Origin of the sequence: Nonomuraea sp. NPDC026600 (assembly GCF_040638335.1) — a bacterium.
Classification (GTDB): Bacteria; Actinomycetota; Actinomycetes; order Streptosporangiales; family Streptosporangiaceae; genus Nonomuraea.
On record NZ_JBEZYD010000046.1, the window covers coordinates 91754 to 109001 of the forward strand.

23 protein-coding genes are annotated in these 17248 nt (G+C 67.2%); 10 read left to right on the forward strand and 13 right to left on the reverse strand.

From position 1 onward, the window contains the following. Nucleotides 1-3 precede the first annotated feature (3 nt). Both AB0F17_RS56980 and AB0F17_RS56985 read right to left on the reverse strand, forming a co-directional pair. A complete protein-coding gene (locus AB0F17_RS56980) occupies nucleotides 4-1299 on the reverse strand; it encodes a serine hydrolase domain-containing protein (RefSeq protein ID WP_358042731.1) in 1296 nt (431 codons plus the stop codon). Between the two features lie 125 nt (nucleotides 1300-1424). After that, the gene (locus tag AB0F17_RS56985) at nucleotides 1425-1829 is read right to left on the reverse strand and encodes a hypothetical protein (protein WP_358042735.1); all 405 of its coding nucleotides are present in this window, start codon (nucleotides 1827-1829) and stop codon (nucleotides 1425-1427) included. A gap of 296 nt (nucleotides 1830-2125) precedes the next feature. On the opposite strand from AB0F17_RS56985, the gene AB0F17_RS56990 reads away from it, so the two are divergent. Together AB0F17_RS56990 and AB0F17_RS56995 are read left to right on the forward strand one after the other, a co-directional pair. Next, nucleotides 2126-2689 (forward strand): RNA polymerase sigma factor, encoded by a 564-nt coding sequence (locus AB0F17_RS56990; RefSeq protein WP_358042738.1) that lies wholly within the window; start codon nucleotides 2126-2128, stop codon nucleotides 2687-2689. Then, a complete protein-coding gene (locus tag AB0F17_RS56995; RefSeq protein WP_358042741.1) occupies nucleotides 2689-3624 on the forward strand; it encodes a CU044_5270 family protein in 936 nt (311 codons plus the stop codon). Before AB0F17_RS56990 ends, AB0F17_RS56995 begins: the two co-directional genes overlap by 1 nt. Nucleotides 3625-4073: 449 nt before the next feature. Here AB0F17_RS56995 and AB0F17_RS57000 read toward each other — a convergent pair whose 3' ends face one another. The 7 genes from AB0F17_RS57000 to AB0F17_RS57030 all read right to left on the reverse strand — a co-directional run bounded on the left by AB0F17_RS57000 (nucleotide 4074) and on the right by AB0F17_RS57030 (nucleotide 8534). Continuing rightward, on the reverse strand, nucleotides 4074-4697 hold the full coding sequence (locus tag AB0F17_RS57000) for an SDR family NAD(P)-dependent oxidoreductase (RefSeq protein ID WP_358042812.1): 624 nt from the start codon (nucleotides 4695-4697) through the stop codon (nucleotides 4074-4076). A gap of 6 nt (nucleotides 4698-4703) precedes the next feature. Beyond that, nucleotides 4704-5855: a methyltransferase domain-containing protein gene (locus AB0F17_RS57005; protein ID WP_358042744.1), complete on the reverse strand. Its 1152-nt coding sequence runs from the start codon at nucleotides 5853-5855 to the stop codon at nucleotides 4704-4706. A gap of 5 nt (nucleotides 5856-5860) precedes the next feature. Then, nucleotides 5861-6010: a hypothetical protein gene (locus AB0F17_RS57010; RefSeq protein ID WP_358042747.1), complete on the reverse strand. Its 150-nt coding sequence runs from the start codon at nucleotides 6008-6010 to the stop codon at nucleotides 5861-5863. Between the two features lie 402 nt (nucleotides 6011-6412). Continuing rightward, nucleotides 6413-6556, reverse strand: coding sequence for a hypothetical protein (locus AB0F17_RS57015; protein ID WP_358042750.1), 144 nt, complete (start codon nucleotides 6554-6556; stop codon nucleotides 6413-6415). Beyond that, nucleotides 6553-6879, reverse strand: a complete 327-nt coding sequence (locus AB0F17_RS57020) for a hypothetical protein (RefSeq protein WP_358042753.1) — start codon at nucleotides 6877-6879, stop codon at nucleotides 6553-6555. The genes AB0F17_RS57015 and AB0F17_RS57020 overlap by 4 nt, the downstream gene beginning before the upstream one ends. Nucleotides 6880-6982: 103 nt before the next feature. Then, the gene (locus AB0F17_RS57025) at nucleotides 6983-7252 is read right to left on the reverse strand and encodes a hypothetical protein (protein WP_358042756.1); all 270 of its coding nucleotides are present in this window, start codon (nucleotides 7250-7252) and stop codon (nucleotides 6983-6985) included. Nucleotides 7253-7316: 64 nt separating this feature from the next. Beyond that, nucleotides 7317-8534, reverse strand: a complete 1218-nt coding sequence (locus AB0F17_RS57030) for a helix-turn-helix transcriptional regulator (protein ID WP_358042759.1) — start codon at nucleotides 8532-8534, stop codon at nucleotides 7317-7319. A gap of 448 nt (nucleotides 8535-8982) precedes the next feature. Here AB0F17_RS57030 and AB0F17_RS57035 point away from each other — a divergent pair, with 448 nt between their 5' ends. Together AB0F17_RS57035 and AB0F17_RS57040 are read left to right on the forward strand one after the other, a co-directional pair. Continuing rightward, nucleotides 8983-9309 (forward strand): ATP-binding cassette domain-containing protein, encoded by a 327-nt coding sequence (locus AB0F17_RS57035; RefSeq protein WP_358042762.1) that lies wholly within the window; start codon nucleotides 8983-8985, stop codon nucleotides 9307-9309. Next, nucleotides 9248-10258, forward strand: coding sequence for a hypothetical protein (locus AB0F17_RS57040; protein WP_358042765.1), 1011 nt, complete (start codon nucleotides 9248-9250; stop codon nucleotides 10256-10258). The genes AB0F17_RS57035 and AB0F17_RS57040 overlap by 62 nt, the downstream gene beginning before the upstream one ends. A gap of 154 nt (nucleotides 10259-10412) precedes the next feature. Here the strand turns inward: AB0F17_RS57040 and AB0F17_RS57045 are convergent, their stop codons facing one another. Further along, nucleotides 10413-10826: a hypothetical protein gene (locus AB0F17_RS57045; protein WP_358042767.1), complete on the reverse strand. Its 414-nt coding sequence runs from the start codon at nucleotides 10824-10826 to the stop codon at nucleotides 10413-10415. A gap of 124 nt (nucleotides 10827-10950) precedes the next feature. Continuing rightward, entirely contained in the window at nucleotides 10951-11856 is a 906-nt protein-coding gene (locus tag AB0F17_RS57050) for a LysR substrate-binding domain-containing protein (protein WP_358042770.1), read from the reverse strand. 99 nt (nucleotides 11857-11955) lie between these two features. Here AB0F17_RS57050 and AB0F17_RS57055 point away from each other — a divergent pair, with 99 nt between their 5' ends. From AB0F17_RS57055 to AB0F17_RS57075, 5 genes are all read left to right on the forward strand, one after another. Beyond that, complete coding sequence (locus AB0F17_RS57055) at nucleotides 11956-12321, forward strand: nuclear transport factor 2 family protein (protein WP_358042773.1); 366 nt, start codon at nucleotides 11956-11958, stop codon at nucleotides 12319-12321. Then, complete coding sequence (locus tag AB0F17_RS57060; protein WP_358042776.1) at nucleotides 12318-12461, forward strand: hypothetical protein; 144 nt, start codon at nucleotides 12318-12320, stop codon at nucleotides 12459-12461. The genes AB0F17_RS57055 and AB0F17_RS57060 overlap by 4 nt, the downstream gene beginning before the upstream one ends. An 85-nt stretch (nucleotides 12462-12546) precedes the next feature. Beyond that, nucleotides 12547-13464 (forward strand): N-acyl homoserine lactonase family protein, encoded by a 918-nt coding sequence (locus AB0F17_RS57065; RefSeq protein WP_358042779.1) that lies wholly within the window; start codon nucleotides 12547-12549, stop codon nucleotides 13462-13464. Beyond that, entirely contained in the window at nucleotides 13451-13924 is a 474-nt protein-coding gene (locus AB0F17_RS57070; RefSeq protein ID WP_358042782.1) for a winged helix DNA-binding protein, read from the forward strand. The genes AB0F17_RS57065 and AB0F17_RS57070 overlap by 14 nt, the downstream gene beginning before the upstream one ends. Then, nucleotides 13921-14385, forward strand: a complete 465-nt coding sequence (locus tag AB0F17_RS57075; protein WP_358042785.1) for an SRPBCC family protein — start codon at nucleotides 13921-13923, stop codon at nucleotides 14383-14385. The genes AB0F17_RS57070 and AB0F17_RS57075 overlap by 4 nt, the downstream gene beginning before the upstream one ends. Here the strand turns inward: AB0F17_RS57075 and AB0F17_RS57080 are convergent. Then, the gene (locus AB0F17_RS57080; protein ID WP_358042788.1) at nucleotides 14380-14646 is read right to left on the reverse strand and encodes a hypothetical protein; all 267 of its coding nucleotides are present in this window, start codon (nucleotides 14644-14646) and stop codon (nucleotides 14380-14382) included. The two genes, AB0F17_RS57075 and AB0F17_RS57080, sit on opposite strands and share 6 nt — an antisense overlap. A 9-nt stretch (nucleotides 14647-14655) precedes the next feature. After that, nucleotides 14656-15144: a MarR family transcriptional regulator gene (locus AB0F17_RS57085; protein WP_358042791.1), complete on the reverse strand. Its 489-nt coding sequence runs from the start codon at nucleotides 15142-15144 to the stop codon at nucleotides 14656-14658. An 83-nt stretch (nucleotides 15145-15227) separates the two neighbouring features. Between AB0F17_RS57085 and AB0F17_RS57090 the strand changes: the two genes are divergently transcribed. Next, nucleotides 15228-16175 (forward strand): zinc-binding alcohol dehydrogenase family protein, encoded by a 948-nt coding sequence (locus AB0F17_RS57090; protein ID WP_358042794.1) that lies wholly within the window; start codon nucleotides 15228-15230, stop codon nucleotides 16173-16175. Nucleotides 16176-17248: the final 1073 nt, after the last annotated feature.

Here is a 17248-nt window from a genome sequence, read left to right on the forward strand (position 1 = left end):
CGTCTACTGAGCCGGCTTGGCCTTGTCAGCCGACCCGGCCTGCCCGCCGCAGAACACCTCATTGACGAGCCCGTCCAGCAGCTTCTGGAAATCCTTTGCCGGGCCCCTGGTGGCCTCGTCCACCCAGGTCACCGAGCCGGTCAGGGTCGTGCTGCCGTCGGGCGAGCTGTACATCAGCGCCCCGTAGCCGTGCGGAGGGCTGCCGTTGTGCTGGTAGACGGTGCCGCAGTTCGGGCCCAGGTCCTGCACGAACAGCCCAAGGCCGTAGCCGAGCTTCCCGTACGGCTTGCGCATCTCGGCCAGCAGGTCGGCCGGCAGGAGCTTGCCGCCGTTCAGCGCCGAGATGAACGTCTGGAGATCCTGGGTGGTCGAGATCAGGTCCCCGGCGCCGGCCAGCAGGGAGAGGTTCTGGCGGGAGATGTCGACCACCTTCCACTGGCCGGCCTCCTGGTAGCGGTAGTAGCCGTGGGCGTACGGCCCGGGGAGCTGCGTCCGGTTGCCCGGCACCACGGTGCCCGACAGGCGGAGCGGCCCCAGGATCCGCCGCTGCATCTCCTCGGCGTACGAGTGGCCGGTGACCTTCTCGATCAGCAGCAGGGCCAGCGTGTAGTTGGTGTTGGCGTAGTTCTGGTCCGTCCCCGGCTCGAACCGCGCCGGCTTGGACAACGCCAGCCGTACCAGCTCCTCCGGCCGGTAGCTGTGGAACCGGTTGGCCAGCCACTCGTCGCCGGTGGCGGGGATCCCCGGCACGAACGTCCCGTCGTCGTAGTACTCGCCGGTGTAGTTGAACAACCCGCTGGTGTGCTGCAACAGCATCCGCACGGTGATCCGCTGGTCCAGCCCGAGCTCGGGCAGGTAGCCGGCCACCGGGGTGTCCAGCCCGATCTTGCCCTCGGCCACCAGCTGCAACACCAGGGTCGCGGTGAAGGGCTTGATGACGCTGCCCGTCCAGAACCGCCCGTTCGTCGGCGGCTTCGCGCTCTGGCCGAGCTTGCGCACCCCGGCGCTGGCGACCCAGTCGCCCTGCTCATCGTGCACACGTAGCTGCACCCCGGCGAAACCGGCGTCGACGAACGCCTGCATGGCCTCCTGCAACTCCGGACGATCCGGCCCGGCAGCAGCCTTCGGCACGGCCGTGCTGCTGTTCGCGGCGGCCACCCCGGGTGCGGCCACCCCGGCCAGCAGCGCGGCCGCCAGCGCCGACACCGCCGCGCGCCGGAAGACCTTGCCGCGGATGACCGGGCGCTGGTGCACGCCGAAGATGCGCGCCCTGGTCGCTGGTGGGGATTGGGTTTTCATGGTTTCTCGTCTCTGGTGTCGCGCTCAGGCGAAGAGCTCGCTGAGCGATTCGGGGTCGATGGGGATGGGCCGGGGTCCGGACAGGACCCCGGCGAGCGGCTGTAGCTGCGCAGATCGGCATGCCGTCAAGCGGCGTCGAGGGCCTCGGTGATCTTGCGGGCCATCTCCGTCAGGGTGGGGCTGGGCTCGCCCTGGTGGCTGCGGGCGGCTGCATCGATGGCGACGGTGACGGTGCTGTGGAAGTTGTCGGCCTCCGCCGGATCCTGCTGCTTGAGCAGGCTCATGGCCGCCGTCAGGGCCGGCAGCACCTGGTCGGCGAGTTCGGCCACGGACTTGCCGTACTTCACGCCCTTGGGCGCCTTGGTGAGCACGTGCCCGACCAGACCGGTCGCGGAGGTCAAGGCGATGGAGCCGTGAGTGGCGACCTTGTGGGCCGAGCCGGCGGCACCAGCGGCGGACATCAGCGAGACGGCGCCCCACGCGGCGATCCGCAGGGTGAGCTTGTCCTGGTCGATAAGGGTGATGGACATGGTGGCGTACTCCTTCAAATTGGTGCGAAATTCAATGGAACGGAATGTGGTCCTGTCGGTGCGGGTGGCCCTCACTCAGCCTTGGGGCCGCAGTCGCTGAACCGTTCATGGCTTAACCATCACCGACCGCTCTGATACCGGGCCGTCGCCGTCCTGACACGGCCGCTGACACCACACCGCAAGGTCGACGGCGAGCGCGGCGGCATCAGGTTCTCCGCCGCGTCACGGCTCCAGGGAACCCGGTGACGCCCTTCGGGAGACAACACGGTGAAATACCTACTCACGAAGGAGAGGCGTTGAGTGCTGAGACGGTCGAGATCGACGACGGAGAACTTATCCGGCGATCGGCGCACGACCCAGAGCAGTTCGCCGCGCTGTTCGACCGCTACGCCAAGCAGATCCATCTGTACGCGGCGCGGCGGCTCGGCACGCAGGCCGCCGACGACGTCGTGGCCGAGACGTTCCTGGCGGCCTTCCGCAGGCGGGGGACGTATGACACGTCGTTCGCGCTGGCCAGGCCCTGGCTGTACGGGATCGCCACCACGTTGATCGCCAGACATCGGCGGCAGGAGGAGCGGCTGCTGCGAGCGCTGAGCCGTACCGGGGTGGACCCTCTGCCTGAGGCGCTGGCCGACACCGTGACGCGCCGGGTGACGGCGCAGGGCAGGGAACGTGAGCTGGCGGGGGCGCTGGCGTCGTTGCCACGTGGGGATCGGGACGTGCTGCTGCTGGTGGCGTGGGAGGACATGTCGTACGAAGAGGTGGCGCGGGCGTTGGACATCCCGGTGGGGACCGTACGGTCACGGCTGCACCGGGCGCGGAAGAAGGCCAGGAACGTGCTCGGGGACGAGGAGCTGTGATGAACGCGATCAAGGAGTTCCGCCGGAACACCCCGGCGATGACCGTCGAAGCCGCAGACGCGGCCAGGGCACGGCTGATGACGGCGATCCATGAGCCGGTGGCCGTACGGAAGCGAACCGCGACCCGTGCGATAAGGCTCGGCTGGCGGGTCGCGGTGGCTGCGGCGCTGGCCCTGGTCGTCGGCGGGACCGTCGTCGCGCTCAGGGACCAGCCGGACATGGCACCGGTGGCCAGCGTGGCCGAGCTGGGCGAGCGCGCCGCCCGTGCGGCCGAGAACGACCCCACGCCCGCCCCGGACCCCGCCCAGTGGCTCTACACCAAGGAACTACAGCTGACCGGCGTCGAAGGGGACGTCGACCGAGACCAGCGCGACACCCTGGAACGGTGGACCAGCGTGGACGGCAAGCGGTCGGCCTGGTACCAGGGCGGCAAGCTGATGTTCCAGGGCAGCGCGATCATGAACCCGGCCGAGCTGGCCAAGCCCCCTGTCACCCCGGCCGGGGTGATCACCAGGATCGAGGCGGCCATCCTCGACGAAGACCGCCGGGGGCCGCATGAGCTGAAGGGCCACGTCCCGCCGGCGACGCTGTTCATGGAGATCAACCAGCTCATGACCGAGCAGTGGCTCGCCCCCGATGTACGGGCCGCGCTCTTCCGCGCGCTGCCCACGATCAAGGGCATCACGGTGACCCAGGACGTGCCCGTCGCCGACGGTCGGCGAGGCGTGGCGTTCAGCCTCACCAGCGCCGAGGCACGCAGCTACCTGGTCCTGGACCCGGCGACCTTCCGCTACCTGGGCACCAACTCAACGCGGCTGAAGGACCGTACCTACGAGTGGGCCAACGGTGGCAAGGAGACCTTCAAGGCGGGCACGGTGGGCCTGACCGCCCAGCTCGAAGCCAAGATCGTGAACCAGCCCGGCCAACGCCCCTGATCACAGCAGAAGCAGGCCGACGACAACGAGACCCAGGGCGGCGGTCCAGCCGACCGCCCTGGCACGCGGGACATCGCCGCCCAGATACGCGCGTTCCTCCTCTCCGATCACAACACCGCTCGTGGGCACGTGAACGCGTAGCAGGGCGCGGCAGTTGGTCGGCGACCACAATCGCCGACCAGCGCTCCCATAAGGAAACGTCAAGATCGGAGACGGTGGAGCGATGCCGGTCGTCGAGAGTCGACGGGGTCGAAAAGCGCTACCACGACGTGACTGCGGCCAACGACGTCAGCCGGCCGGGGCGAATATCGCCCCAGGCGCAGCAGGCCCGGGCTACCGCCCCTTACCCCGGGGCCTCGGCATGAGAGTCATTCAATTTTGCCGATGAAGCAGGTCCGGCTCGAAACAGCGCCTCATGAGAAGGCGATGTTCCCGGTGAGGAGGAGTGGTCATCCTGCGGACGGTTGTCGCTCGGCCGGGCGGTGGGCGCGGCGGATAACGTGGTCCATGTAGCGGCTTAGCAGCCCCGGGGCGGCTCCGGCCGCGAGGCGGAGTGCTCGGGTGCCAGCGCCGGGAATGACCCGGGCGCGGCCGGTGACTGTGCCGGCCAGGATGGCCCTGGCGACGCTTTCGGGGGTGAGGGCCCGCGCGCCGCCGGAGAGGGCGCGCAGCTCGGGTGGCTTGTGCGGCGACTCCTTGGCCAGCATGGGGGTGTCGACGTCGGGCGGGTAGACGATGGTGACCGTGATGCCGTGCGGGCGCAGCTCCTGACGCAGCACCTCGCCCAGGCCGGCCACGGCGAACTTGGTGGGGCTATAGGCGCCATAACCGAAGACGCCGAGGAAACCGGCGGCCGAGGAGATGCAGGTGATGGTGGCCCCATATGCGGCCCGTGAGGGCCATGGAATCCCACGGGCCGTGACCAGCGCAAACAGGTCCGCGTGGGGGTTGTGGGGGTCTGTCAGACCCCCACTTGGAAGCCCAATACGAGCCGTCAGACCCCCACACCCACACCCCCCACGGGAATTAGGCCCTTCGCTCGGGTCCGCCGTATTCCGGTGGCACCCCCTTATGAGTGCTCAGGGCCCGACGGGGCTCAGCACCCGCTCCGGAGTCTCCAGCCAGATCCGCTGACCCTTCGCCGTGACGGTGACGCCGAAGTCCCGCCAACTCGGCTCGCCCCAGGACACCCATCGGGCGTACGCCTGCAGGACCTCGTCCCACAACGGCCGGTCGCCGGACTGCTGGACGGCGATCCTCGAGCCCGGCCTGCACGTGACCGCGGCCCATGAGCGCAGCACGCCAGGGTCCGACAACCACATGCGCCACCATTCGCCGCCCTCGTCGGTGCCGCTGTTGGTGGTCGTGACGATCCCGGTCAATGCGGACACGGCCAGGTCTACGCCCGCGTCAATCTGGTCGAACGCTCGCGGGTCGAGCGCCGTCCAGTACTGCCGCCGCTCACCGGGCAGCGTCTCGTCCGATGCCGGCCTCTGTTCCCGCATCCACATGTACTCCGCGAAATCGACGACACGGCCCTGCGCGGTGCCGTCCGTGCCGACCTCCAGGCGCAGGCAGAGGCCGACGCCGAAGCCAGGGCGCCACGGCAGCACGATCACGCCGCCGGGCCGGGACTGCTCGACCCAGGCGTACGGGACGTGCCTGATGCCGCAGGTGACATGCACCCGGTCGTACGGGGCGAAGTCGGTGCACCCGAGCGCGCCGTCCCCGACGAGCAGGCGCGGCTGGAACCCGGCCTCGCCCAGGTTCTTCGCCGCCTGCTCGGAGACCGCTGTGTCCACCTCAATGGAGGTCACCTCCCCCTGATCCCCGACGAGGTGGGATAGAAGCGCCGCCGTCCAGCCGGTGCCGGTGCCCACCTCCAGAACCTGCATGCCGGGCTCGGCCTGGAGGTGGTGCAGCAGGTCGGCGACGGTGCCCGGCTGGGACGCCGACGACGTGTAGTCGCCCTTCAGAGCGGTCAGGGGCGTTCTGCCGTCGTCGAGTTGGGTGACGATGGCGTGGCGGGAGTACACCGCCTCGTACCAGGCGTCGGGGTCGGCTTCGCGGTCGATCAGGTACGGCTCGCCATCGTCAGACCGGATCAGGCCCACGTCCGGGATGAACTGGTGACGGGACACGGCGCGGACGGCGTCCTTGATGGACTCACTGATCTCACCTCGCCCTGCTGGGTCGAGCGCGGCGACCAGCCGGTCCGTGTAAGCGCTCAAGTCCACTACTTGCCGCCCTTGCCGTCGCCCTTGCCGTCGGCGCCGTGGCTGCCGCCCTTGCTCTTCCCCTGCGCGTCGTCGGTGCTGCCGCTTCCCTTGTCCTTACCTCCGTCGAAAGGTCGGTCGGTCGGCTTGCCGCCGTGCTTCCCGCCCATGCTGGTCTCCTTCATCTCGATGAGCTGCTTGCCGTGACCGTACGGTTACGGTTCGGGGTGAGCAAGGAGTGATGTCGCTTCCGGCCTTCGCCGACAGGCGATTGGCACTCCCCGCCGCGCCGCTGTTGAGGTGGCCACGCCCCTGGTTCGCCCTCCGGGACTTGTGGCGGGGCCACGCCCCCGCTGTGACCAGCGGGAAGTCTGGGGGCCAGGGCCCCGCGTGACGCGCGCGAGGCCCTGGCCTGGCCTCCGCCTGCGCGTCGGAGACCCTTCGGAGGTGACCGCCGACCTTCCCATGCGGCGGCATCTCCGGTGACCGCCCCAGGAGGTCCCTAGCTGTCCGCAGCGACGCCAGGTGGATGGCGGCGCGGAAGCACCCTTCCTTGGGGCGGCGTCCAAGGGCTACTCGTGGGATCGGCCGGTGACGTGACGCCACAGCCAGCGCAGGTCGTCGATGAAAATGTCCGCGCACACGCCGAGGCCGATCATCAGGGCCAGCAGTAAGAGGCGGGCATACGCCGCCGAGATCGCGTTCAGGTAGCTCATGGTGCCCCCTCTGAGACAGGCGCGGAACGGCGGGAGACGGCTTTCCGCTTCCGGAGCGCTTCGACGATTTCAGCGGAGGTCTTGCCGCACTTGTGCTCGACGTACCACGGGCGGGCGTCGGCGGCCGCTCTGGCCTGCGCGGCGGTCCACCCGTCAATCACCTCGCGCGGGGCGTTCAACGGCGCGTTCACCTTCTCCGGCCGGTAGTCGGACACGAAGGTAGTGCGGTCGAGCCGGTGGTCAGGCGACCAGAACTTGTACGTGCCGCCCACGACCGGAGTCGGGTCGAGGTCGATCCGCACCGGTCCATCGTGCACGGACATGCGGGTGACGATCACGTCCTGCCCGCAGCCGTCGCATCGCTGCCTTGTCAATGTCTTGCCTTGTGCTGGGGTCGCAGCGGCGCCGGGCAGTCACCGCGCCGAGTCATGGTCCGACCTCGCGCAGTAAGGTGAGGATCGCGTCGGCTGCCCCGGGCACGTCGTCCAGCGGCCCGAGCTCCGGGCCCCACGTCCACCGGTAGTGGTCGTGCCTCGCCGTCACCATGCCGTTAAGGCCAGGGTCGGCCGGGTTGGCCACATTCAGGTAGGGCATCTGCTTGGTTCCGCGCACTTCCGGTGCCCAACCGCGACGTTCCAACTCGGCGCGCAGCTGCACGAGCTGCTCTGTGGCGCTGATGGCCGTGTCGGTCTCCATGGCTACAAACGGTAATGAGCGCGTCACTGCCTATTTCCGCTGGAGCGGAATCACACGAACTTCGTCAGTGAGAAATCCCCATCCGCGCGGCCAGCCCGCGCAGCTCTCTGCTGACCGCGGCGGCGTGAGCCTGGGTGAGAAGCACGCCGATGGTTTCCTTGGCGGAGTTGTTGTTGCGGATCCGCTGGGGTGCCACCCTCTCGGCCTGCAGCAACCAGGACAGCGCCTTGCGGGACGACTTGGGGTTTCGTGCGAGGCCCCGGCCAACATCCGCGAGGAAGGAGGCATAGCGGCATCGCGTGCTCTGGAGCTTGTCCTGGTCGACGACCTGGGCCTTCTGTAGCACGCTGCCGCCGACCTCGCCGGATTCGACCGCGATGCCGACACGCCAGACGCCCACGTTGGTGACGGAGAAGCTCGACCAGTTGCGCGCGGGATCGTCGGGCAGAAGCGTCGCCAGTTGATGGGCCTCGGCCAGCCAAGCCTGCGCGGTGTCGAGCTTGTGCTCGACCGCAGAAGCGAGGCTGGCTGTCAGGGTCAACATGCCGAGGACCGATCTGCCTACGGAGTCGGTCGCGGCCGGCTTCAGGGTGTTCGCCGCCTTCTCGGCGGCCTGCCGGATGCGGTCCCAGGTGCCCTCTCGCGGCATCGTTTGGATGCGGCAGTATGCGGCCTTGCCGATGACGACGGGATCGCCGTGGAGGCGGGCGGCTTCCTCGGCGCGGGCCGCCGCCTGATAGGCGAGGTCGGCATAGCCTAGATCCTTCATCCTGAAGGTGGCGAACATGCATGCCTCGACCAGGGTTTCCAGAGCGAGTCGCTGTGCTTGCTCATCGCGGGGCATGGCAACGTGCTTATGGAGCTCATCGATGACACCGGGCAGCTGCCTGCCGAGCTCGATGTAGTCGCAGCGCGTGAACACTGTCTCCAGCTTCCGCACCCCCTCGACGAGCTCGTAGAGGGGGCGGGCCTCCTCGGTTGCGGGCTGGGCGAGCGTGTTGGTCTGCAGGGCCATGCGCATGGCGGGGACGGCGGCGTGAGGGGCCGCTTGAACGGGGTCCGAGGACAGGTGCGGCCCACCTACGATGTCGATCTCTGACACTCTCAAGGCCATGGCCAGCCCGGAGATATAGGAGCGCCGGTCAAGGGCTTTCAGCCCGCGCTCGATGTCGGATAGGTGGGTTTTGCTCATTCCGGCCTGGTCGGCAACTTCGATCAGGGTCATACGTCGCCACTTGCGGAGAGCCCGCAGTCGTGGCCCGACGGTAGCCTCGTCGTACATCAGCCCTGCACCTCCTGAAGCGTCGCAACTTCAGGCTACGGTGCGGGGCACTTGCCTTCCAGTCGGCGCCGTGGTTCACGAATCGGCCGCATCCACCCTGTGCCAGGAGCGTTCGCGAAGTGGCCGAGTGGGTAGACCTAAACGACCTTTGGCATCAAATTCCTGAGGTCCGTGTAGCCCGTGAGCGCCTGCATGCGATGCTGTCGCCCGAGCTTTCTTCCTCTTGACGAGAGCTCGTATTCGTGCGTGGGTGTTTTACGAGGCGACATGCTCTCGGTGGCCGATTATCCCGCCGTCGCCGCCCAGATACGCGCGTCCCTCCCCGCCGATCGCAACACTGCTTGCGGACACGTGAACGCGTAGCGCGGCGCGACAGTTGGTCGGCGACAACAATCGCCGACCAGGCTTCCCCCCATAAAGGAGCGTCACGATCGGAGACGATCAAGCGATGCCGGTGATCGAAGTCAACGGGGACGTCAAGCGCTACCGCGACGTGACCGCGGTCGACGACGTCAGCCTGCAGGTGCAGCCGGGACAGATCTACGCCCTGCTCAGTCCCAACAGCGCCGGGAAGACGACCCTCATCGGCATGATCGCCCCAACCTCGGGATCTCACGGGCGGGCGGACCGAGCAAGCTCAAAAGGGGCAATAGATTGTCCTGAATATCGATCTTCCGGTCCTCATGGGGCCGATGGGCAATACGATCTTCCGCATGTCTGCCGAACGACTGCTTCAAAGCGGCGTACTGCCGTCTGGACGAGGCCCCGTCAATGATCTTGCGGTGGTCGAGGTGGACGGGCGCGCATTGGTGGTGTGCGCGGACTCCCGGAACGACGTGTGGACCTGGGACGTGCTCGAGGGCGAGTGGATGGCGCGCGCGCTGGAGGATCTCAGGGAGTATGACGACGAGGGAGCAGACGAAGAGGAAGACGAAGGCGACGCGATCGCCCCTCACCTCTACCCCGACTTCATGTTCGTGGGTGCGGAGGTCGTCGGCGGCCGGGTGGTGCTGGCCACGGGCGGCCACCACCAGGGCCCGGCGCTGTGGGACCTGATGAGCGGCGAGCTGATCAGCGGTGTCATCTTGAGCCACGGCGGCGTCCATGCCCTGGACACGACCGTTCTGGGTGGGCGCCTGGCCCTCATCGCGGGCAGTTCCGCTCCCGACCATTTCGAGTGGGATCCGTCGTCCCCGGAGTGGATCGATGAGCGGTGCCGGGAGCTTCCCGGGCACGCGGACGACATGGGGGACATCGCGGTCGCACGGGTCGGCGAGCGGGTGCTCGTGGCATCGGTGTGCGGCGCGGAGCTGCTGGTGACGGACCTGGAACGCGGCGAGCGGCTGCACACGATGGTCGGTGCAGGGCTGTTCCGCGCCGTCGCACTGTCGGAGACCATTGTGACGGCGGCGAACCACAGCGGTGATCTCTGGCGCTGGAGTCTGGCCGACGCCAGGCCGGTCGGGGACCCGATCAACGCGCACGAGACCGAGATCCTGGCCATGGACGCCACGGTGACCGGGGGTCAAACGCTGGCGGTGACCGGCGACGATCACGGGACCGCGCGAATTTGGGACCTCACCACTGGCGTCCAGCTTGGAGCATCCCTCACCGGCCACGAGGGCAGAATCACTGCGGTGACCATGACGGAAGTCCAAGACCGCCCGGTCGTCCTGACCGCTGGCCAGGACGGTGTGATCCACGTGTGGGATCTCGCATTTTGATCAGAGCCTGAGAGACTCCGCCGCTGCCCCATTCGGGCCGACGGTCAGCGGCGGCGATGGCGCCTTCGGCATATCCAATGTGCATGACCTCGTGAGGGCGAGCCGTCCCAGAGCGCACGAAAGCAGGTACCACTGACGCGGGCCGCCCAGTGACTCACGCGGGGTCCGGCAGGCGCATCGATGCGAGCCTGGCCGGATCGGCCACGATGGCGATGGCGGTGATCCGGTCGTCGGTGACCGTGAACGAGATGATGGAGAGTGGGGTTCCGTCCTCGCGCCAGGAGACGTACCCGGGAAGGCCGTTGACGAGCACCGCCTGATGTCGTGCGACTTGGCTGGAGACCATCCGCGCGCCGGCGGCGACCGCGGTGGCGCCGAGAGTGACGACCACCCCATTGGGGGTGTCGACGGTCAGCTTCACGTCCGGGTCGAGCACGCGTAGCAGTGCTTCGAAGTCGCCGCCCGCGACTGCCGCGCGGAAGGCTTGGATGACTTGTCGTTGTTCTCGTCCGACGACGGTCGGCCGTTCGGTCGCCCGTACCTTCTTGCGGGCGCGGCTGGCGATCAACGACCGTGGGCATACGCGGCCGTCGCCTGTATGACGGGCGCCGGCGCCTGAAGGTAACGAATGGTCTGACCTGTGACACGAGCGGCGAATGCCCTCGGGCGGCAGGCATGCCGCTACAGGGAGTTCAGTGGGCTTGTTCGTCGTGAGGAGTGGACATGGTGAATGCTCGTCGGCTGTGCATGAGCAACTCACGTACTGCGGGGCTGCGCGTACTTTTCCAGACCAGGACGAGCAGGGCGGGTGTGTCGACGTCGGCGATGATGCGGGCGGTGAGTCGGTCGCGGTAGTGCGCGGCCATCGAGTCGCTGAGGATGCCGACGGCCAGTCCTCGGGTGGTGAGGTCGGCGATGGCGTCCGCGGCGCTGGCCTGTAGCGCGACCAGAGGTTGGAGATTCTGTGCCGCGCAGGCCTGGTCGAGTACTGTGCGCAGGCCGGTGCCCGGTGGCATGCACACGATCGGGTAGGCGCTCAGGTCGCGCAGAGTGACCTGGCGCTGTTTCGCCAGGGGGTGTCCGGCCGGGACTGCCGCGACGAGCCGTTCGCTGATGATCGTCAGCGCGTGCAGCCCGGCTGGGGTGGCGGTCGCGGTTCCAACGAGAGCCAGGTCGAGGGTACCGGCGCGCACCGCGTCGACGAGCCGCTCGGAATTGTCCTCCAGCAATGAGATCTCCACACCGGGATGCGCCAGGTGGAACGTGGCCAGGGCGTCGAACAGCGGCGTGACGGTGCAGCCGATGACCATCCCGACGGTGAGCGTGCCTCGGATCAGGCCGGCCACCTCACCCACCGCTTGACCGACCGCTTCCGCGGCGGCGAGCGTGGCGCGGGCGTGTTCGAGCGCGGCCTTTCCCGCGACGGTGAGAGTCGCAGTGCGCGCCGACCGGTCGAACAGTTCGGCACCGAGTTCCCGTTCCAGCTGGCGGATCTGAGCGCTGACGCCGGATTGGCTGATGTGTACCCGCTCGGCCGCCCGGGTGAAGTTCTGCTCCTCGGCGACCGCGACGAAGTACTCCAGCTGCCTCAGTTCCATAACTGGAAATTCTAGCTTCCAGCAGATCCATCTGTTGGACTATTGGCTAGTGAGTGACCAAGCTGAGATGGCGAGGAAGCCCAACGTCAGGAGGAAGCCATGCCGGAGTACGAGAAGGCCATGCGGCCGGAAGACATCACGCGCTTGTTCGTAGAACGCTCCAACGCCGGTGACGCGGCCGGGGTCGCCGCACTGTATGAAGAGGACGCGGTGCTGGCCTACCCGCCCGGCGGCCAGACGGTGGGCCGGGAGGCGATCCGGGCGCTGTGGGAGAAGGTACTCGCCAACCGTCCCCACTTCGAACAGGAACCACCGCTACCGACGCTGATCAGCGGCGACATCGCCCTCACTTCGACCCCGCCGAAGGATGGCGCTGGCGCTCGCGCACAGGTCGTCCGGCGCCAGCCCGACGGAAGCTGGCTGCGTCTGCTGGACCAGCCCGAGTTTGCTCCGCCAACCCAGTGAACAGATCGACGGAGCGCACAGATCAGCTCGACGCCGGCAAGAGCAAACTCGAACCCGAGGCCGGCACCACCAGCGTCGGCTTCCGGGCGATCCGCCCGAACGGCAACACCGCGCTTCCGTCCGGCTACACCTGCGCCTGACAGCCAGCACTCCCGGCCCCCCCACACGGGCGGGCCGGGGCCGTAATTAATTGACACGACATACATGTCGTGTAATCTAATTCTCATGAGAAACGAACCAACAGACGCGACGAGCACGATCAAGCAGGTGTCGGTGATCAGCACTGGGAGTGTGTCGATCCACCCCGAGCACGTGGGCCCCACTCGCAAGCCGATGTACTGGTGGCTGTTCACTTCGCGCAGGTGGACCACGCCACTGCCGATCAACGTCTATGTGATCGAGCGCGACGATGGGCTGGTGCTGTTCGACACCGGCCAGGACCGTGCGTCGGTTACCGACCCCGGCTACTTTCCCGGCGGCATCACCGGCGTGATGTACGACAGGCTGGCACGCTTCGACATCGGCCCCGCCGACACCCTCAGGGGCCGGCTGGCCGCCATCGGCTACGACATCGCCGACGTGCACACGGCCGTGCTCTCCCACCTGCACCAGGACCACATCGGGGGGCTGCGCGAGCTCACCCATGCCGAGATCGTGGTCAGCGGCGAGGAATGGCGGTCCTTCCAAGAGCCCCTGCCCGAACTACGCGGGCTCCTGCGATCCCACATCGACCTTCCTGGGCTGCGCTGGCGCCATGTCGATCCCGGCCCCATCGACGACCCTCGGATCGCGCCCTTCACGACCGGCCACGACCTGTTCGGCGACGGTGGCCTCGTCCTGCTACCCACCCCAGGCCACACTCCCGGGTCGCTGTCACGGCTGGTCCGCGGTGCCGCACATCCGCCGCTGCTCATGGTCGGCGACCTGACGTACGACGCTCGCCTGCTGCGAGAGGGCCTGGTCCCGGGAGTCGGGGAGAGGCGGCAACTGAACGACACCACCAAGGCGATCAACACCCTGCGGGAGCAGAACCCGGGTCTGGTGATTCTGCCGGCGCACGATCCTGGAGCGGCCGCACGTCTGGCCGCCGTGAGCGGGTCCTTCTCCGGCAATCAGGAGGTGCGTTCGCGTGCGACCGGCTGAAGAACTCCGATACCTGATCCTGGCCGCCCAGCGCGAAGGCAACCGGCTGCTCGCCCAAGCCCTGCGCCCGCTCGGCATCACCCCCTCTCAGGCCGAAGTGATCCGCATCCTGCGGGATCGCCGGTCGCTCACCCTCAACGGTCTCGGCGACCTGCTGGTCTGCGAGAGCGGTAACAGCCCCAGTCGCCTGGTCGATCGGCTCACGTCTGTGGGCCTCGTCGACCGTCAGCCGTCGGCACACGACCGCCGCCACATCGAGCTGTCCCTCACCGAAGAGGGACAGCGTCTCGCCCAGCAGATCATCGAGATCGAAGACGACCTCTATCGGTCCATCGACGCCGCGGCCGAAGGCCACGACCTCACCGCGGTCACCGCGTTTCTCCGAACCTTCGTCACCGGCCGGCCTGCCGGCAAGGCGCTGGCTCGCCGCATCGCCGCTGAACAGGGGACTCCTCCATGACCGTCCAGAAAGCGATCCGGCTCCTGAACGTGCCGCCGTACGACGTCCGCCGGGTGCTGCTCGACCCGCGGGCGCTGCCCGCCTGGAACCCGGCTTTCCACACCCTCGATGGGCCCGCCCACGCCACCACCGATGTCGCCTACCCCATCACCGTGCGCGGCGGCCTCACCGGGAACTGGGAATACACGGCCATCGCGGACCAGCGCATCGATACAGCCTGGCACGTCCCCGGATTCCGGGAAACCGCCGTGTGGCTGCTGGAGCCACACGACGGCGGCACCCTGGTGACGCACGAGTTCCGGCACGCAGGACCCCTCGCCGGCATTCTGCGCCAGGCGTTTCGCGGTGTCGCCGAACTACGGCTCGACCGCCTCACCCAACGGGCGTCTCGATTTGAGGCCCCGGCGTTCGCGGGTGCACGCAACGAGCACACGATCGAGTATCAGGGGCGTCGCTCATAGCTCGACAGGGCGCTCGCTCATACTGTCCGTCGCTCGTTCACCTCGTGGCGCGCCGAACCAGCGGCGCAGGGCGGCGTTGAGGACGCCTACGTCGAGCTTCTCCGCGGTGGCGGCCCAGGCGACGTGACCGTCAGGACGGATCAGCGCGCAGGCGTACCCCGCGTCGGCGTCCAGTGCGCGCACGATGTCGATCCGGTCCGTCCAATCGCCCGCAGGGAAATCAGGTCCCGCTACTTCCTCCCGTGGCGGCCGGGCAGTCATGCTCCGCACTCAGGTCGATAGGGGGCGAGCGGATGTCGGCTTCGCGGGTCGGAGGGTCTGTTCGACCAGAGTTTCGGTGGCTCGATCGAGGAGGTCACAGAACTGCCGGTGCTCAGCTGGGGTGAACTTGTCGATGAAGGCCTTCTCGAGCACGTTGACTTCTTGGTAGGCCTTGCCGAGGAGGCTCCGACCCGCGTCGGTGAGATTGGCGATCATGACCTTGGCGTGTACGGGTGATGGCCGCCGGTCGATGAGTCCCTTGGCCTGCATGCCGGTGAGGACCGTGGCCATGCTCTGCTGGGTGACGCCGCAGGCGCGAGCCAGTTGGGCGCCGGACATGCCTTCATCGCGGGAGAGGGTGAGCAGCACCGCGTACTGGGTCATGGTGAGCCCATACGTACGCAGGACGGCTTCGTGGTGGGCCGTCAGAGCCTGTTCGGCGCGGCGGATCCTGGTGCATAGGTATTCCTCGGCGGACACGTCGACCACGTCTGTCACAGCTTCCTCATTTGACTCAGTTACCTGAGACTCGCTACCTTCCGAGTATCAGGATACTGAGTCAAGCAAGAAGGTTGTGAACTATGAAGGCTGCAGTGCTCGCCACCGATGACCAGTTCCGCGTGACCGAGATCGCCGAGCCCGTCCCGGGGCACGGGGAGGTGGCGATCCGCGTCGCTTATGCGGGGGTTCAGTGGGGGGATGTACTGGTCCGTGACGGTCACTTCCCGACTCCTCGCCCCTTCGTGCCCGGCTTCGAGGCGTCCGGGCAGGTCATCGCGGTCGGTGAGGGTGTCGACCCGGCACGCGTCGGTGAGCGGGTCATCGCGCTGACCAGTTCGGGCGGCTTCGCGGAAGTCGTCGTCGTCTCCTCGGTGCTGGCGATCGCGGCGCCCACCGTGGACTCGCGGACCGCGGCCGCGTTCGGCTGGGTCACCTCCACCGCCTACGACCTGATCAACACTGTCGCGGGTGTCCGACCGGGCCAGAGCGTGCTGATCCACGCGGCAGCCGGCGGGGTCGGTACGCTCGCGGGGCAGTTCGCCCGGGCCGTCGGCGCGGGGCGGGTCGTAGGTGTCGTGGGCAATCCGGGGCAGGTCGACTACGCGCGGCAGTTCGGTTATGACCAGGTGCTCAGCCGCGAGGAGTTCCCCCAAGCTCTGGACGGGGAGCACTTCGATGTGATTCTCGACCCCATCGGCGGCCCGGCCCGGCTGGCCAACCTGGAACGCCTGGCACCGCACGGCCGGATCGTGGTCTACGGCAACATCGCCACCTTCGAGCCGGTCTCGGTCTCGGCCAACGATCTGCTGATGCAGGGCACGTCGATGCTGACCTACAACAGCAACCTGCTCAGCCAGACCCATCCCGAGCGGCTCGCCGACAGCGCACGTCGCGCACTGGAACTGGTCGGGGACGGCACGGTCGGCATCGATATCACCGCCGAATACGAGCTGGCCGACGTCGAGACCGCCATCGCCGACCTCGCCGGTGGGGCGACCCACGGCAAGAGCGTCGTCCGGATCGGCTGACGCCAGCCCAGGCCTGCCTGGGGCGCTGTCGGCAAATACCAGCTCCCCGGCCTATCTGCGTACCGGGTAGGAGGCGAAACTAACCACAATGGCGGCCGTATGAGCAGCCCATCTTCCATCGACGCCCTACAGTCGGCTTCGTATGAGCCGAAACGAAGCTTTTAGCCTTTCTGTCCGACGCCAGCCCCTACCATAATGTTGAGCCGGTGCGCTACTCTTAGATCGTTTAGCGAACGCTCGGAGAGGTGGTAATGAAGGCGATGACGGTGACGAACTTCCCGCTTTGAGCGAGGAGGGGATACTGCCTGCAGGCGTATACATCTGCAGGCCTGATACAGTGCGCCGCCACTTCGTCGACCCGTTCCCCTAATCAAGTAGCAGGCTAACCATTTACAAAGAATGGCGATCGCATCGAGCTGCGCTTTGCTGCCTGGGGCCAGTCCTCTATCAATGGATTAATGGCAGCTTCGTAACCAGTAAGCCAAATCCGGGCGATATTGATGCGATCACGTTTATCGATGGGCCCGCCTATGACAAGCTTCCTCGCTGGAAACGAGACGTTATTGATGAGCTCAATAACGGGCGTGGAGATGCATCATATAGTCACGTAGACAGCAAGATAGTAACCGTATTTCCCAAAGGAGATACTCGGCATAGTCTGTATCAAGATACCAGGCTATACTGGAAGGATAAGTGGTCCTCGTATGGACCTGGCGGCCGCAAGGGCTATCTGGAGGTGCGGTGACTAGCCGAATCGACAGCCTCGAAGAGGAACTGCGGAATCTACAAGGCTTGCTCTCTCGGGCCGTTGAAGACTCGCCGAGCGTTCGGCTTATGGTCACGTCACTTCGCCATCGCATGGAAGAAGTTACTCGACAGCTCAGCGACGCTATGCGGCCGCATTTGCGCATTCATCTAGATGGCCCTTCTGTGGTAGATCATGAAATTAAGCTAGAGGCGTTGGGGCCGCTCCTTGACGCAATGCCGCTAAGTTAGGGATCTTCTGCAGGTCGGGGTGAGTGCGCTGCGTGGAGTGGTTGTGGCCGGTAGGTTGCGGTCGTGTCTGGAGCGCA